This is a genomic window from Nocardioides allogilvus (assembly GCF_003047285.1).
Taxonomy (GTDB): Bacteria; Actinomycetota; Actinomycetes; order Propionibacteriales; family Nocardioidaceae; genus Nocardioides; species Nocardioides allogilvus.
On the sequence record NZ_PZYX01000002.1, the window covers coordinates 397,717 to 411,938 of the forward strand.

Consider the following 14,222-nt stretch of genomic DNA (forward strand, 5'->3'; position numbering starts at 1 on the left):
GACTCAGACCTCCACGCTGACGAGGTCAGCAGGTGACGAGAGCGTGCCGCGCACAGCGGTGGCGGCAGCTACGGGGATGGACACGAGGTGGGTGCGACCACCCTTGCCCTGACGACCTTCGAAGTTGCGGTTGGAGGTGGAGGCGCTGCGCTCACCGACGGCCAGCTGGTCGGGGTTCATGCCCAGGCACATCGAGCAGCCCGCACCACGCCATTCGGCGCCGGCCTCGATGAAGACCTTGTCCAGGCCCTCCTCCATCGCCTGCAGGCGCACCCGCACCGAGCCGGGCACGACGAGCAGGCGGGTGCCGTCGGCGACCTTGTGGCCCTTGATGATCTCGGCCGCGAGGCGCAGGTCCTCGATGCGGCCGTTGGTGCAGGAGCCGACGAACACCGTGTCGACGTGGACGTCGCGCATCGGCGTACCGGCCTCGAGGCCCATGTACTTCAGGGCGTTCTCGGCCGCGATCCGGTCGGACTCCTCCTCGAAGTCGGAGGGAGTCGGCACGAGGCCGCCGAGCGGCACGCCCTGGCCGGGGTTGGTGCCCCAGGTGACGAACGGGGTCATGGTCGAGGCGTCGAGGACGATCTCCGCGTCGAAGACCGCGTCGTCGTCGGTGACCAGCGTCTTCCAGTGCTCCACCGCGGCGTCCCAGTCGGCACCCTTCGGCGCCTCCGGCTTGCCCTCGATGTAGTCGAAGGTGGTCTGGTCGGGAGCGATGAGGCCGGCCTTCGCGCCCCACTCGATGCTCATGTTGCAGACCGTCATCCGGCCCTCCATCGAGAGCTCCTCGATGGCCTGGCCGCGGTACTCGACGATGTAGCCCTGGCCGCCACCGGTGCCGGTGTGGGTGATCAGGGTCAGCACCATGTCCTTGGCGGTGACGCCGGGCGGCAGCGAGCCGTTGATGGTCACGGCCATCGTCTTCGGCTTGGCCTGCATGAGGGTCTGGGTCGCGAGGACGTGCTCGACCTCGGAGGTGCCGATGCCGAAGGCGATCGCGCCGAAGGCGCCGTGGGTCGAGGTGTGGCTGTCGCCGCACACGATCGTCATGCCCGGCTGGGTCAGGCCGAGCTGCGGGCCGACGACGTGCACGATCCCCTGCTCGACGTCACCGAGCGGGTGCAGGCGCACCCCGAACTCGGCGGCGTTGCGACGCAGGGTGTCGACCTGGGTCTTGGAGACCGGGTCGGCGATCGGCTTGTCCCAGTCGATCGTCGGGACGTTGTGGTCCTCGGTCGCGAGCGTCAGGTCGGGGCGGCGGACCTGACGGCCCGCCAGGCGCAGGCCGTCGAAGGCCTGCGGCGAGGTCACCTCGTGGATGAGGTGGAGATCGATGTAGAGAAGGTCGGGCTCCCCTGGGGCACTACGGACGACGTGTTCGTCCCACACCTTCTCGGCCAGGGTCTTGCCCATTGTCTTGCTCCTTCTCGCATGAGAGTTGGTCGTACGGCGCAGCGCCGGCCGCATCTGTTCGCTCGCCGACGCCTTCGTGGTGGTCTCCGACACTACCGCTTGCATCCCATGATCTGAGACGGCAGTATTGCCATATGGACAACTCTAGCGGAGTCGGCGTGCTCGACAAGGCCGCCCTCGTGCTCTCTGCCCTCGAAGCCGGACCTGCCACCCTGGCCGGTCTCGTCGCCGGCACCGGGCTCGCCCGTCCCACCGCCCACCGCCTCGCCGTCGCGCTGGAGCACCACCGGCTCGTGGCCCGCGACATGCAGGGCCGCTTCGTGCTCGGGCCGCGACTGGCCGAGCTGTCCGCCGCCGCCGGCGAGGACCGCCTGCTCGCCGCCGCCGGCCCGGTCCTGGCCCGCCTGCGCGACATCACCGGCGAGTCCGCCCAGCTGTGGCGCCGCCAGGGCGACCACCGCGTCTGCGTCGCCGCCGCCGAGCGTCCCTCCGGCCTGCGCGACACGATCCCGATCGGTTCCCAGCTGACGATGCGCGCCGGCTCCGCCGCCCAGGTGCTGCTCGCCTGGGAGGACCCCGAGCGCATGCACCGCGGCCTGCTCAACGCCGCCTTCTCCGCCACCGCCCTGTCCGGCATCCGCCGCCGGGGCTGGGCCCAGTCCATCGGTGAGCGCGAGCAGGGCGTCGCCTCGGTGTCGGCCCCCGTCCGCTCCCCCGGCGGCAAGATCATCGCCGCCGTCTCGGTCTCGGGTCCGCTCGAGCGCCTCTCGCGCCAGCCCGGTCGCATGCACGCGCCCGCCGTGCTCGCTGCTGCCGACCGGCTGTCCGAGTCGCTGCGCCGCGCGGCCGCCGACTAGGACGGCCCCGATCGGGTACGGCCCGGTCATGACCAACACTCCTGACGAACGTCCCGACGAGCAGGGCCAGGTGTCCGAGGTGTCGCGCCTGAGCGGCGAGCCTGAGCCCATCGACCCCTCCGACGCCACGGCCGGCGCCCCCGAGGGAGAGTCCGGCGAGCCCGACGAGGGTGAGGCCGGTCCGAACGCCCGACCCGCGGAGAACATCCGCGAGAGCCATCTCGACCACTGAGTACCCGTCCGGTGGTGCCGGCGCCCGGAGGGGCGATTCACTGGTGACATGAGCCTCGCCGTCGCAGCCCTGGTCCGCGTCGTCGCCATGGGGGCCGCCCTCGCCGCCTACTACGCGGCGATCCCCCTCCTCTTCCCCGATGACGGGGGTGGGGCGAACATCGGCGCCGGGCTGATCGTGTTCGGTGCGCTGGTGCTGATCAGCTTCGGCTGGGCCTTCGTCGATGGCGCCGCTCGGGACCTCTCCGGCGCGATCATCATCTGGGCGATCGTGGCCGCCGCCTTCTCCGTCGGCTGGCTCCTCGTGCGCGCGGTGATCGAGGCCGACGCGAGCACGAGTGCGTCGGAGCTCATCCGCCACGACCTCGGCGGCGTGCCGTTCACCCTGGGGCTGGTGCTCGTCCCGGCGGTCGTGGGAGCGGTCGTGGGCGGCGCGTTGCGACCGGCTGGGAGCAGTCACTGAGTCAGAAGAGCGCGTCCTGCTCCAGCTCGAGCAGCGTCTGCTTGCGCTCGATGCCGCCGGCATAGCCGGTCAGCGTCCCGTTGGCGCCGATCACCCGGTGGCACGCGATGACGATCGGGATCGGGTTGCGGCCGTTGGCCAGCCCGACTGCGCGGCTCGCCGCGTTGGTCATGCCGAGGCGTCCGGCGATCTCTCCGTAGGACGCGGTCTCGCCGTACGGGATGAGGCGCAGCTGTTCCCAGACGCGCTGCTGGAACGCCGTGCCGTGAGGCGCGAGCGGGAGGTCGAACTCCTTGAGGTCGCGCTCGAAGTAGGCCGTGAGCTGACGCACGGCCTCGGCCAGGAGGGGGTGGTCCTCGCTGCGGTCGCCGAGCGGGCGTCCGTCCGCGGGCTGCCGGAACGGGAAGAACTCGATGGCACTGATCATGCCGTCGCGCTCGATGATCCGCAGGTCGCCGATGGGTGAGGGCAACACGGTCCACATGTCAGTTGTCTCCTTGGGGTTGCGAGAGAGAGTGCCAGAGATAGGTCTGTGCGTAGGAGCGCCAGGGACGCCAGGCCTGGCTGTCCAGGTCGGGTGGAGCACCGAGCCGGCGGAGCGCGTCGCGGGTGCCGAGGTCGGTGGCGAGGAAGACGTCGGGGTGGCCGAGGGCGCGCATCGCGATGTAGTCGGCCGTCCATGGTCCGATCCCGGGCAGGTCGAGGAGTCCGGCGCGTACGGCGTCGCGGTCATCACCCCGGTCGAGCACCACGACCTTCTCGGCCAGCGCCCGGCACAGGCCGGTCAGGGCACGGCCCCGGGCGCGCGGCATCGGCAGGTCTTCGGGGTCGATCCCGGCGATCGACTCCATGCTCGGGAAGAGGTGGGTCAGACCGGGGACGGTGGTCTGGATCTCGGTGCCGTGCTGCTGCGTCAAGCGGGCGGCGACGGTGCGCGCGCCGGCCACGCTGACCTGCTGCCCCAGCACGGCGCGTACGGCGATCTCGTTGCCGTCGACGTGGCCCGGGACGCGCAGGCCGGGGGTCCGCCTGACCAGCCGCCCCAGGACCTTGTCGCCCGCGAAGGCGTCGGCCACGGCCACCGGGTCGCAGTCCGCGTCGAGGAGGCGGCGAGCCCGCTCGACTGCCGCGGAGGTGTCACGCAGGTCCGTGAGGGCGAGCTCGGCACGGACGAACTCGGTCGTGCCGCCGACCGGCACGTCGGGCAGCGTGAGCCGGATGGTCCCGGGGCCGTGGGGCAGCGCGAGGGTCCGGGCGTAGGTGTCGCCGTCGACGACCTCCACTCCCGGGACCGCCCGCAGCGCGAGGAAGTCGAGCAGGTCGCGACCGGCATAGGGCGTGCGCACGGGCAGCCGCATCACCACGCTGCCGTCGGCGATCGTGGGCCGGCGCCGACGCCCGCGCAGCTCGGTCGGCGACACGGCATAGACCTCGCGCACCGTCTCGTTGAACTGGCGGACGCTGCTGAAGCCGGCGGCGAAGGCGACGTCGGCGAAGCTCATGTCGGTGGTCTCGATCAGGATGCGAGCCGTCTGGGCACGTCGGGCCCGCGCGAGGGCGAGCGGGCCGGCGCCGAGCTCGTGGGTGAGGAGGCGTCCGAGGTGCCGGGGCGTGTAGCCGACGCGGGCGGCCAGGCCCTCGACTCCCTCCCGGTCGACCAGGCCGTCGGCGATCAGCCGCATCGTGCGACCGGCGACGTCGGCGGCCACGTCCCAGTCGGGGCTGCCCGGCGTCGCGTCGGGCAGGCACCGCTTGCAGGCCCGGAAGCCCGCTGCCTGACAGGCCGCCGCCGTCGGCCGGAAGGTGACGTTGGCGAAGCCGGGCGTGCGAGCAGGACAGCTCGGGCGGCAGTAGATCCCCGTCGTCGCGACGCAGGTGTAGAACACGCCGTCGAAGCGGCGGTCCCTGCTCTTCACGGCCCGGTAGCAGGACTCGGGGTCGAGGTCGGTGCGCTGCATGCTGACGAGTCTGACGCAGTCCCGGCGACGGCTCTAGCGGGAATCGGACACGACGGCCGACCGGTCACGAAGTGCCCGTCCGCGCGGGGGCGGCGCACCTTTGTGCCCGGTCGGGAAATGCAAGAAGGCCAGTCCTGACGGACTGGCCTTCTCAGTGTTGTACCCCCGACCGGATTCGAACCGGCGCTACCGCCGTGAGAGGGCGGCGTGCTAGGCCGCTACACAACGGGGGCAAGCACTGCTTTGACGCGGAGGGAACTATAGCCAAGGCCGTAGTTACGCTCCAAATCCCCGCTGTTGGGCGGAGATTCGCTGGGATACTAGGACTCGAACCTAGAATAACTGGACCAGAACCAGTCGTGTTGCCAATTACACCATATCCCACTGACTTACTGGTTTTCGGTCCTTCTGACGCGTCTTCAGGACCGAGAGGAAACCCTACACGTGACCGCGCGGCCCTTCCAAAATGGCCCGGTCCATCACCGTCAGAACCACGCGTCGCGCATGCTCAGCGCGGTGTCGTCACCGGAGGCCAGCAGGTCGAACTGCACGCGGGTGCGCGGCAGCTCCCAGCGGAAGAAGTAGGCCGCAGCCTGGCGCTTGCCGTCGTAGAAGTCGCCGGCCTTGTCAGCGCACGCGACGCGCTGCTCGAGCCAGATCCAGGCCACCACGACGTGGCCGACCGCTTCGACGAATGCCGTCGAGTTGGCCATCATCCGGTCGAGGTCACCGAGGTCGGCAAGTGCCCCGATGGTGCTCGCCAGCTGGTCCAACGACTCCTGGAGACGTCCCGCGAAGTCCGCGGTGTCTCCCCCGAGGTCGGTGGCGCGTTCGATCGTCACGGCCATCCGCGCACCCAGCACCTGCAGCCGGGCGCCACCGTCAGCCAGCACCTTGCGCCCGAGGAGATCGAGACCCTGGATGCCGTGGGTCCCTTCGTGGATCTGGTTGAGACGATTGTCGCGGTAGTGCTGCTCGACGTCGTGGTCGCGGGTGTAGCCCGCACCACCGAGCACCTGGATGGCGAGGCTGTTCGCCTCCAGGCACCAGACAGAGGGCCAGTCCTTGACGATCGGCGTGAGCACCTCGAGGACCTGGGAGGCCTCATTGCGTTCGGCCTCCGTCGGGGCGGTGAGCAGATCGTCATGGACCCTCGCGGCATAGAGCACCAGCGCGAGCGCACCTTCGACATAGGCCTTCTGCGCCAGCAGCATGCGGCGTACGTCTGCGTGCTCCACCAAGGGGACCTGGGGGTCCTCCGGGCCGGCCGCCATGGGGCGACCCTGTGGCCGAGAGCGGGCGTAGGCGAGGGACTTCAGGTAGCCGGTGTAGCCGAGTGCAGCACCGGCCAGCCCGACCCCGATCCGAGCCTCGTTCATCATCGTGAACATGCACGACAGCCCACGGTGCGGCTCTCCGACGAGGTAGCCCACTGCGCCCGGCTGGCCGCCCGGCGTGAACGCGCCGGAACCGAAGCTCGGCGCAGTGTTGACCGTGCCGCGCCAGCCCATCTTGTGGTTGATGCCGGTCAGCGTCACGTCGTTGCGCTCGCCGAGCGAGCCGTCGTCGTCCACGAGGACCTTCGGCACCAGGAACAACGAGATGCCACGCGTGCCCGACGGACCACCCGGGATCTTGGCAAGCACGAGGTGCACGATGTTGTCAGCGAGCTCGTGGTCGCCTGCGGAGATCCACATCTTCTGGCCGAAGAGCCGGTAGGTCCCGTCGTCCTGCGGGACCGCGCGCGTCGTGATGTCGGCCAGGTTCGATCCCGACTCCGGCTCCGAGAGCGCCATCGTGCCGAGGAAGCGGCCCTCGAGCAGCGCCGGCACGAACTTCTCGACCAGGTCGGGCGGCGCGTGGTGGACCAGCAGGTTGGCGTTGCCGGCCGTGAGGGACAGATAGCCCGTGGTGCCGATGTTCGCGGCGGCGAACCAGGCTCCGGATGCCACGCTCACCACGGTGGGGAGCTGCAGTCCGTCGTGCTCGGCGTCGAAGCCCAGGCGCAGCAGGTCGGAGGCGGCGTACGCCTCGACAGCCTTCTTGACCTCGGGCAGCAGGTGCACGGACTCGCCGTCCCAGGTGGGCTCTGCCAGGTCGGCTGCGCGGTTGTGCGGGGCGAACAGGTCGGTGGCGAGGCGCTCACTCAGACCGAGGACACCGTCGAAGGTCTCACGCGAGTGCTCGGCATACCTCTCCCGAGCCGTGAGGGACTCGACATCGAGCCACTCGTGCAGCAGGAACTCCAGGTCTCGCCTGGACAGGATCTCCGACATGGCGGTGCCTCTCAGGTTGGCGCGTGGGTCGTCGCGAGGCCCCAGCGCCGGGCCAGGCGCGTCGCCAGGACGAGGTAGACCAACGACTGGGTGAGTGTCCCCGGGAGGCTCCACCACGTGCCACCAGTGGGGTTCAGGGCGCTGCTCATGTCGGTGAACGCGAGCGCGAGGCCGAAGGCGAGGAAGTTGTTCAGGACGTGCATCGCGATGCCCGCCTCGAGCCCACCGGTGAGGATCACCAGGGTGCCGGCCACCAGCCCGAACGCGAAGCGGTCGACGAAGATCGGCAGGTCCTGGCCGATGCCGTGGGCCAGGGCGAAGAGCAGTGACGAGAGCAGCACCGCGACGACGCGGTTGCCGAACACGCCACCGAACGCTTGCATGAGGTAGCCGCGGAACGCGAACTCCTCCCCCGCAGCCTGCAGCGGCGTGAGCAGGAGCACCACGAGCAGGAAGTCGCGGGTGGTCGAGGTGAAGGCGTTGGGCTCGCTCGCCAGCTCGGTGCCGCCGCCCTGGGGCACCACCGTGGACACCAGCACGGTCGCGACCAGAGCCACGACGGACAGGCCCAGGCAGGCCAGGAAGAACCGCCAGCGGATCCTGCGGGCGACCGACATCAACCACCCGGGCCCGAGCCCGTGCAGGGCGAGGTTGACCAGGATCGCGACCGGGATGGCCGATGCGAGCACGAGGTTGACGTAGGCCAGGCCGAGCGGCGTCACGTCGTCGAGGTCGAGCACGGACTCCACGCCGGCACCGACCGGCTCGCCGGTGGCCAGCAGCCAGGCGACGACCGGGAAGAGTGCTCCGATCGGCGCCAGGACGAAGACCCCGAGCACCACGAGCAGCACGCCGACGACTGGTCGCCACCTGCCCGGTCGGCCGAGGCGCTGCAGCCGGTGGTATTCCAGGCCCGCGCCCATCGTCACTCGGGCCTGCTCACTCGGACATCGCGTCGCGCAGGCGCGCGATGGAGCGCTCGCGACCGAGCAGCTCGAGGGACTCGAACAGCGGCGGGCTGATCTTGCGGCCCGAGATCGCGATCCGGACCGGTCCGAACGCGTTGCGCGGCTTGAGCCCCAGCTCGTCGACCAGCTTGGCTCGGAGCGCCTCGTCGATGGCGGCGGTGCTCCACACGTCGATGGCCGACAGGGCGTCGTACGCCGCCTGCACGACCTCGCGCCCGGCATCGTCGAGATCGTCGTGGCGCACGAAGTCGGCGTCGGCGACGAACAGGAAGTCGAGCATCGGCGCGGCCTCGGTGAGCTTGTTGATGCGTTCACCGACGAGCGGCATCGCCAGCTCGAGCAGCTGCGCGTCCGCATCGGAGACAGGATCGCCCAGCACTCCGGCCGTCTTGAGGAAGGGCAGTGCCCGGTGGGTGATGTCGTCGAGCGAGAGCAGTCGCATGTGCGAGGCGTTGATCGCGTCGGCCTTCTTGATGTCGAAGCGCGCCGGGTTGGGGTTGACGTCGCCGATGTCGAACGCCTCGACCATCTCCTCCATGGAGAAGATGTCGCGGTCGCCGGAGATCGCCCACCCCAGCAGGGCCAGGTAGTTGAGCAGGCCCTCGGGCAGGAAGCCCTGGTCGCGGTAGGCCAGCGCGTGCGCCTCGGGGTCCCGCTTGGAGAGCTTCTTGTTGCCCTGCCCCATGACGTAGGGCAGGTGCCCGTAGCTCGGGGTCGCCGTCGCGATCCCGACCTCCTTCAGGGCCTCGAAGAGGGCCAGCTGCCGAGGGGTGCTCGAGAGCAGGTCCTCGCCGCGCAGCACGTGGGTGATCTCCATCAGCGCGTCGTCGACGGGGTTGACCAGCGTGTAGAGCGGGTCGCCGTTGGCGCGGCACAGCGCGAAGTCGGGGACGTTCGCGGTCTCGAACGTGATGTCGCCGCGGACCAGGTCGGTCCAGGTGATCGACCCGTCGGGCATCCGGAACCGGACGATGGGCTTGCGACCATCTGCCTCGAACGCGGCCCGCTGCTCGGCGGTGAGCTCGCGACAGAAGCCGTCGTAGCCCATCACCTTGGAGCCGCTCGCCTTGCGCCGTACGTCGACCTCGTCGTTGGTGCAGAAGCACTCATAGGTGTAGGACGAGTCGCGCAGCCGCGCGAGGGCGTCGGCGTAGATCTCGCCGCGCTCGCTCTGCTTGTACGGGCCGTGCGGGCCGCCGACCTCGATGCCCTCGTCCCAGGTGAGCCCGAGCCAGCGCCACAGGTCCAGGATCCCGTCATAGGACTCCTGGGTGCTGCGCTCCTTGTCGGTGTCCTCCATCCGGAAGACGATCGTGCCGCCGTGGTGGCGCGCGAACGCCCAGTTGAACAGCGCCGTGCGGGCGAGGCCGACGTGCGGGGAGCCCGTCGGGGACGGGCAGAAACGGACGCGGACCTTGCTCATCGTGCTGCCACCTTGTTCGTGAGGGTGCCGAGACCGGCGATGGAGATCTCCACTTCGTCACCGACCTGCATCGGGCCGACGCCCGCGGGCGTGCCGGTGAGGATGACGTCGCCGGGCAGCAGCGTCATCACGCTGGAGACGTGGGCGATCAGGGTCGGGATGTCGAAGATCAGGTCGCTGGTCGAGCCGTCCTGCTTCAGGTCGCCGTTGAGGTGGGTCTGGATCCGTACGCCGTCGGCGAAGTGCTGCGGGTCGAGGTCGGTCTCGATCCACGGACCCAGCGGGCAGAACGAGTCGAAGCCCTTCGCCCGGGTGAACTGCACGTCGCTCTTCTGCAGGTCTCGAGCGGTGACGTCGTTGGCGATCGTGTAGCCGTGGATGACGTCGGTCGCCTGCTCGACGGGCACGTCGCGGCAGATGCGGCCGATGACGACGGCGAGCTCGCCCTCGAACTGCACGTCGCTGGACTGGGCCGGGTAGAAGATCGGGTCACCGGGCCCGACGACGCTGGTGTTGGGCTTGATGAACATCAGCGGCTCGGACGGCACGTCGTTGCCCAGCTCGGCGGCGTGGGCGGCGTAGTTGCGGCCGATCCCGATCACCTTGCTGCGCGGCAGCACCGGCGCCAGCAGCCGGACGTCGGCCAGCTTGAACTGCTGGTCGACGACCTTGACGCCGACATAGAGCGGGTCGCCCGCCAGGGCAACGATCACCGTGTCCTCGGAGGGTTGGCCGAACTCGTCCACCTCGCCCGTGACCACGCCGTACATGGGCTCGTCCCCGGCAGTAAATCTCGCTATACGCACGTGCCTGACCCTATCCGGCGCTCGGGTGGGTCGAGCGCGCGGCCGACGGCGGATCAGCCGAGCCGGAACACCCCGCGCTGCGGGCCGCCCTTCTCCACCGTGCTGCGCTCGATGCAGAACTCGTTGCCCTCCGGGTCGGTCATCGTGACCCAGCCGGTGCCGTCCTCGTTGCGGTGGTCCTCGTGGATCGCGGCGCCGAGGGCGATGGCCTGCTCGACCTGCTCGTCACGGGTGCAGTCGGTCGGCGCGACGTCGAGGTGCAGCCGGTTCTTGACCGTCTTGCCCTCGGGGACCGGGATGAAGAGCAGTCCCAGCCCGCGCGTCGGGAAGCTGGGTGCGACGACCACCTCGGGATCGTCGTCGTGGAAGACGCTCCACCCCAGCAGGGCCGCCCAGAAGTCCGCGAGCTTGCGGGCGTCGGCGCAGTCGAAGGTGACGTTGTGCATCTCGACGGTCATGACGCCTAGCCTTGCACGCCATGGAGGTGCTGGCACGCGAGAATTGGCAGGCCCGTGCAGCCGCCCACGCGGCCCGGGTCGACGCCTTCATCGAGCCCCACCTCGCTCGTCGCGGCTCGTCGGTCAAGCACCCCGTGCACGACTTCCTCTTCACCTACTACGCGCAGCGCCCTGCCCAGCTGCGCCGCTGGCATCCGGGGTACGGCGCCGCGCTGGCCGACGCCCCGGAGTTCGACGGGCTCCGCGGCTACCGCGACGGCGCGGTCACGGCCGAGCACGTCGCGTCGCAGGCGCAGCTCGTCCGCGGGCTCCTCAACCTGCTGCGCGCCACCGAGGCCCGGCCGGCGCACACCGGCTGCTTCGGGCTGCACGAGTGGGCGATGGTCTACCGCCAGTCCCCCGACGAGCTGCGGCACAACGACTGGCCGCTGCGGCTCGGGTCGTCCGGCACCGACGAGGTCGTCGAGGCACACCAGGTCAAGTGCTCCCACTTCGACGCCTTCCGCTTCTTCACCTCACCCGCGCGCGGGCTCAACGTCCTGCAGCCTGCGAGCGACGACCGCGCGGCGTACGAGCAACCGGGCTGCCTGCACGCGGGGATGGACCTCTACAAGCACGCGTTCCGCCTGACCCCGATGATCTGCAGCGACCTGGTCGCCGACTGCTTCGAGCTGGCGCGCGAGATCCGTGTCCTCGACATGCGCGCGGCGCCGTACGACCTGCTGGACCTCGGTTTCGACCCGATCCCGATCGAGACGCCGGAGGGGAAGGCAACCTATGTCCGCGCGCAGCGGGCGTTCGCGGAGCGGGGCGCGCCGCTGCGGCGCAGACTGATCGAGGAGTGCGAGCGACTGCTCGCCACTCGGTAGCCTGCCCCCGTGGCTGACTTCGCCCTCGAGCTGAGCTTCGACGACGCGAGCGAGGCGGCCGTTGTCAGGCAGTGGGAGGCGCTCCGGGCGGCGGGACTGCCGTCCCAGGCCGATCACAGGTCCATGACGAACGCCCCGCACCTCACGCTCGTCGCTGCCCAGACGCTCGACCCGGCGCTGACGGCTGTCGCGACCGCGACGATCGCGTTGCCGGCCACCCTCGTCGTGCGCGGCGTCGTGCTCCTCGGAGTGGGCGCGCGAGTCACGGTCGCCCTCCTCGTCGAGCCGGACCACACGCTGGCCGCCGCCGCTGCCCGCGTGCGCGACCGCGTGCCGGACCTGCGACACCCGGTCTGGACCCCGCACGTCACGCTCGCGCGCCGAGTGCCGCGGACCCGGCTGGCCGAGCTGCTGGAGGTCCTGGACGCGCACCCTGCCCCGGCCACACTGACCTGCACCCGGCTGCGCTGGTGGGACCCGGTCACGGGCGAGATCGAGGAGCTCGCGCGGAGCCAGGCGAGCGGCCGTGTGGATCTGGAGTCACCCGCAGGCCCCGAAGCCACACGGTCGGGTCAGAACTCGTAGTCGAACGCCTCGATGGCGTCGGCGAACACGTCGGCGACGCGGGCCCGGGAGGCGTCGGTGTACAGCTCGCGGTAGTGACCGGCGGGGCGGGCGTTGGCCTTGGCGCGCGGAAGGTCGGGCGAGCCGGGGAGACCGAGGTGGTCCCACACCTCGTCGAGCTCGTCGGCGAGGCGCTCGTAGCGCAGGACGCGATCGACGGCGAGACGGCCGCGGATGCGATACATCCGGCGGTTGTTGGCGAGCTGCTCGATCCACTCCTCGCTGACGTACTTCTCGAAGTCGGGCAGGTCGGGCAGGTCCTTGTACTTCCAGTAGTACAGCGAGACGACGGCGTCCCACGGGTTCCGCTCGATCGCGAACTTGTAGTAGTCGCGCCAGGCGGGGACGCCGACGACGTCGCGCGTGAGCCGCGCGCTCATGTGGTTGAAGGCCCGTCGCGGCAGGGGCGGCGACTCGAAGTTCTGGGGCGGGAGGCCACCGGCGTTGCGGCGCAGCTCCTCGTCCTCAGGGCTGATCAACGTGATGACGTCGTCGGGGCCGCACACCTTCGACAGCGCGATCTCGACGCTCGTGCCCGCCGTCTTGCGAGTCTTGAGGAAGATGAAGCGGTGGGCATGGGACGCGATCACGCGCCCGACCCTACCGGCGGCTGCGCCCGGGCTCGGCCCGGTTAGCGTGAGCGGCGTGACCGACGAGCCGCCGACCCCCATGCAGGCCGACGGCCGCCAGTACAAGAACGACGACTGGTACGCCGAGGACCTCGGCGCCGCGAGCTTCGTTGACTGCACCTTCAGCGGCGTCGACTTCAGCGAGGCGACGACGTCCGGGGCGACGTTCGAGCGCTGCACGTTCCACAACTGCTCCTTCGGCTCGAGCGTGCACACGTCGACGGCGTTCGTCGCCTGCGACTTCCGGCGCTGCAAGTTCTTCGACGCGACCTTCGACGGCTGCAAGCTGGTCGGCAGCGTCTTCTCCGAGTGCACGATGCGACCGCTGACCCTGCGCGGCGGGCAGTGGCAGTCGGTCACCATCCGCGGAGCCAACCTGAGCAGGATCGACTTCACCGGGGTCGACCTGCGCGAGGCCGACCTGTCCATGAGCGACCTGTCGTTCGCCGTACTCACCAAGGCGCAGCTCGACCGGGCCACGCTGCGGGAGACGAAGCTCGACGACGCCGACCTGCGCGGGGCCTCGCTCGACGGCGTCGACCTGTCGGTGGCCCAGCTGCGGCGCACCAAGCTCGACCTCATGGGTGCCGTGCTGCTCGCTGAGCTGTACGGCGCCGACGTCACGCCCTGACGGCAGCCTCGACGCGCGAGCGGAGACCGTCGACGACGACCTCCAGGCCGGTCCAGAAGTCGGGCAGCGAGTCGAGCTCGCGCTCCACAGCACCGGCGCTGATCGCCTGGATCGCGGTCTGCTCCTCGAAGGCGTGACCGAAGATGTAGTGGAGCAGCGTCCGGCTCCCGACGAGCGCCAGGTCGTCGTCCAGCCCGGCGGCTCGCAGGATCGCCTCGAGCTCGAGCGGCGGGCCCTGGACCCCCATGCCGAAGGCCCACACCGTGGCGACCACGTCGGCGCCGTCGGTGCAGGCGAGCATCGCGTCGCGCAGCTCGGCGCAGACCTCGTGCACCCGGCCGGTCCAGTCGGCGTCGTCGGCCGTGCGGGGGCGCTGGCCGCGGCGGAGGATCTCCTCGGCGACCGCAGCGAGCAGCGTCTGCTTGTTGGCGAAGTGGTGGTAGATCGCACTGGGCTGCACGCCCAGCTCGGCGCCGAGCCGGCGCATCGTCAGCGCGCCGAGACCGTAGGTCGCGACCAGCTGGTGTGCGTGCGCGAGCACGTCATCGCGGTGGTAACGCATCTCACTCCCCGCCGTCCGTTGACCGACACGTCCCCCGCAGCCTAACCTGAA

At 70.3% G+C, this 14,222-nt stretch carries 16 protein-coding genes and 2 tRNA genes; 6 read left to right on the plus strand and 12 right to left on the minus strand.

Annotated elements, in window-relative coordinates:
• Positions 1-3: 3 nt before the first annotated feature.
• A complete protein-coding gene (gene leuC / locus C9J87_RS05285; protein WP_010833747.1) occupies positions 4-1,416 on the minus strand; it encodes a 3-isopropylmalate dehydratase large subunit in 1,413 nt (470 codons plus the stop codon).
• A 134-nt stretch (positions 1,417-1,550) separates the two neighbouring features.
• On the opposite strand from leuC, the gene C9J87_RS05290 reads away from it, so the two are divergent.
• From C9J87_RS05290 to C9J87_RS05300, 3 genes are read left to right on the plus strand one after another with little or no spacing between them, the layout of a single operon-like run.
• Positions 1,551-2,273, plus strand: a complete 723-nt coding sequence (locus tag C9J87_RS05290; RefSeq protein WP_036491064.1) for an IclR family transcriptional regulator — start codon at positions 1,551-1,553, stop codon at positions 2,271-2,273.
• A 28-nt stretch (positions 2,274-2,301) separates the two neighbouring features.
• Entirely contained in the window at positions 2,302-2,505 is a 204-nt protein-coding gene (locus C9J87_RS05295; RefSeq protein WP_036491066.1) for a hypothetical protein, read from the plus strand.
• Positions 2,506-2,553: 48 nt separating this feature from the next.
• Positions 2,554-2,967, plus strand: a complete 414-nt coding sequence (locus C9J87_RS05300) for a hypothetical protein (protein ID WP_107704908.1) — start codon at positions 2,554-2,556, stop codon at positions 2,965-2,967.
• A gap of 1 nt (position 2,968) precedes the next feature.
• Here C9J87_RS05300 and C9J87_RS05305 read toward each other — a convergent pair whose 3' ends face one another.
• The 9 genes from C9J87_RS05305 to C9J87_RS05345 all read right to left on the minus strand — a co-directional run bounded on the left by C9J87_RS05305 (position 2,969) and on the right by C9J87_RS05345 (position 10,856).
• On the minus strand, positions 2,969-3,451 hold the full coding sequence (locus C9J87_RS05305) for a methylated-DNA--[protein]-cysteine S-methyltransferase (protein WP_107704909.1): 483 nt from the start codon (positions 3,449-3,451) through the stop codon (positions 2,969-2,971).
• 1 nt (position 3,452) lies between these two features.
• Positions 3,453-4,925, minus strand: coding sequence for a DNA-3-methyladenine glycosylase 2 (locus tag C9J87_RS05310; protein WP_107704910.1), 1,473 nt, complete (start codon positions 4,923-4,925; stop codon positions 3,453-3,455).
• A 160-nt stretch (positions 4,926-5,085) separates the two neighbouring features.
• Positions 5,086-5,158 (minus strand) — tRNA-Glu (locus C9J87_RS05315).
• Positions 5,159-5,237: 79 nt separating this feature from the next.
• Positions 5,238-5,309 (minus strand) — tRNA-Gln (locus tag C9J87_RS05320).
• A 101-nt stretch (positions 5,310-5,410) separates the two neighbouring features.
• Positions 5,411-7,201: an acyl-CoA dehydrogenase gene (locus C9J87_RS05325; protein ID WP_107704911.1), complete on the minus strand. Its 1,791-nt coding sequence runs from the start codon at positions 7,199-7,201 to the stop codon at positions 5,411-5,413.
• An 11-nt stretch (positions 7,202-7,212) separates the two neighbouring features.
• Complete coding sequence (locus C9J87_RS05330) at positions 7,213-8,124, minus strand: CPBP family intramembrane glutamic endopeptidase (RefSeq protein WP_036491069.1); 912 nt, start codon at positions 8,122-8,124, stop codon at positions 7,213-7,215.
• 16 nt (positions 8,125-8,140) lie between these two features.
• Positions 8,141-9,592 (minus strand): glutamate--tRNA ligase, encoded by a 1,452-nt coding sequence (gene gltX, locus C9J87_RS05335; RefSeq protein WP_107704912.1) that lies wholly within the window; start codon positions 9,590-9,592, stop codon positions 8,141-8,143.
• Positions 9,589-10,398, minus strand: coding sequence for a fumarylacetoacetate hydrolase family protein (locus C9J87_RS05340; protein ID WP_036491071.1), 810 nt, complete (start codon positions 10,396-10,398; stop codon positions 9,589-9,591). Before C9J87_RS05340 ends, gltX begins: the two co-directional genes overlap by 4 nt.
• Positions 10,399-10,451: 53 nt before the next feature.
• Positions 10,452-10,856, minus strand: a complete 405-nt coding sequence (locus C9J87_RS05345; protein WP_107704913.1) for a VOC family protein — start codon at positions 10,854-10,856, stop codon at positions 10,452-10,454.
• 20 nt (positions 10,857-10,876) lie between these two features.
• On the opposite strand from C9J87_RS05345, the gene C9J87_RS05350 reads away from it, so the two are divergent.
• Together C9J87_RS05350 and C9J87_RS05355 are read left to right on the plus strand one after the other, a co-directional pair.
• Positions 10,877-11,725: a 3-methyladenine DNA glycosylase gene (locus C9J87_RS05350; protein WP_107704914.1), complete on the plus strand. Its 849-nt coding sequence runs from the start codon at positions 10,877-10,879 to the stop codon at positions 11,723-11,725.
• A gap of 9 nt (positions 11,726-11,734) precedes the next feature.
• On the plus strand, positions 11,735-12,310 hold the full coding sequence (locus C9J87_RS05355; RefSeq protein WP_010833758.1) for a 2'-5' RNA ligase family protein: 576 nt from the start codon (positions 11,735-11,737) through the stop codon (positions 12,308-12,310).
• Here the strand turns inward: C9J87_RS05355 and C9J87_RS05360 are convergent.
• Positions 12,298-12,939: a sulfotransferase family protein gene (locus C9J87_RS05360; protein ID WP_010833759.1), complete on the minus strand. Its 642-nt coding sequence runs from the start codon at positions 12,937-12,939 to the stop codon at positions 12,298-12,300. The two genes, C9J87_RS05355 and C9J87_RS05360, sit on opposite strands and share 13 nt — an antisense overlap.
• Before the next feature lie 55 nt (positions 12,940-12,994).
• Between C9J87_RS05360 and C9J87_RS05365 the strand changes: the two genes are divergently transcribed.
• A complete protein-coding gene (locus C9J87_RS05365; RefSeq protein ID WP_232211514.1) occupies positions 12,995-13,609 on the plus strand; it encodes a pentapeptide repeat-containing protein in 615 nt (204 codons plus the stop codon).
• Here C9J87_RS05365 and C9J87_RS05370 read toward each other — a convergent pair.
• A complete protein-coding gene (locus C9J87_RS05370; RefSeq protein ID WP_107704915.1) occupies positions 13,599-14,171 on the minus strand; it encodes a TetR/AcrR family transcriptional regulator in 573 nt (190 codons plus the stop codon). The two genes, C9J87_RS05365 and C9J87_RS05370, sit on opposite strands and share 11 nt — an antisense overlap.
• Positions 14,172-14,222 lie beyond the last annotated feature (51 nt).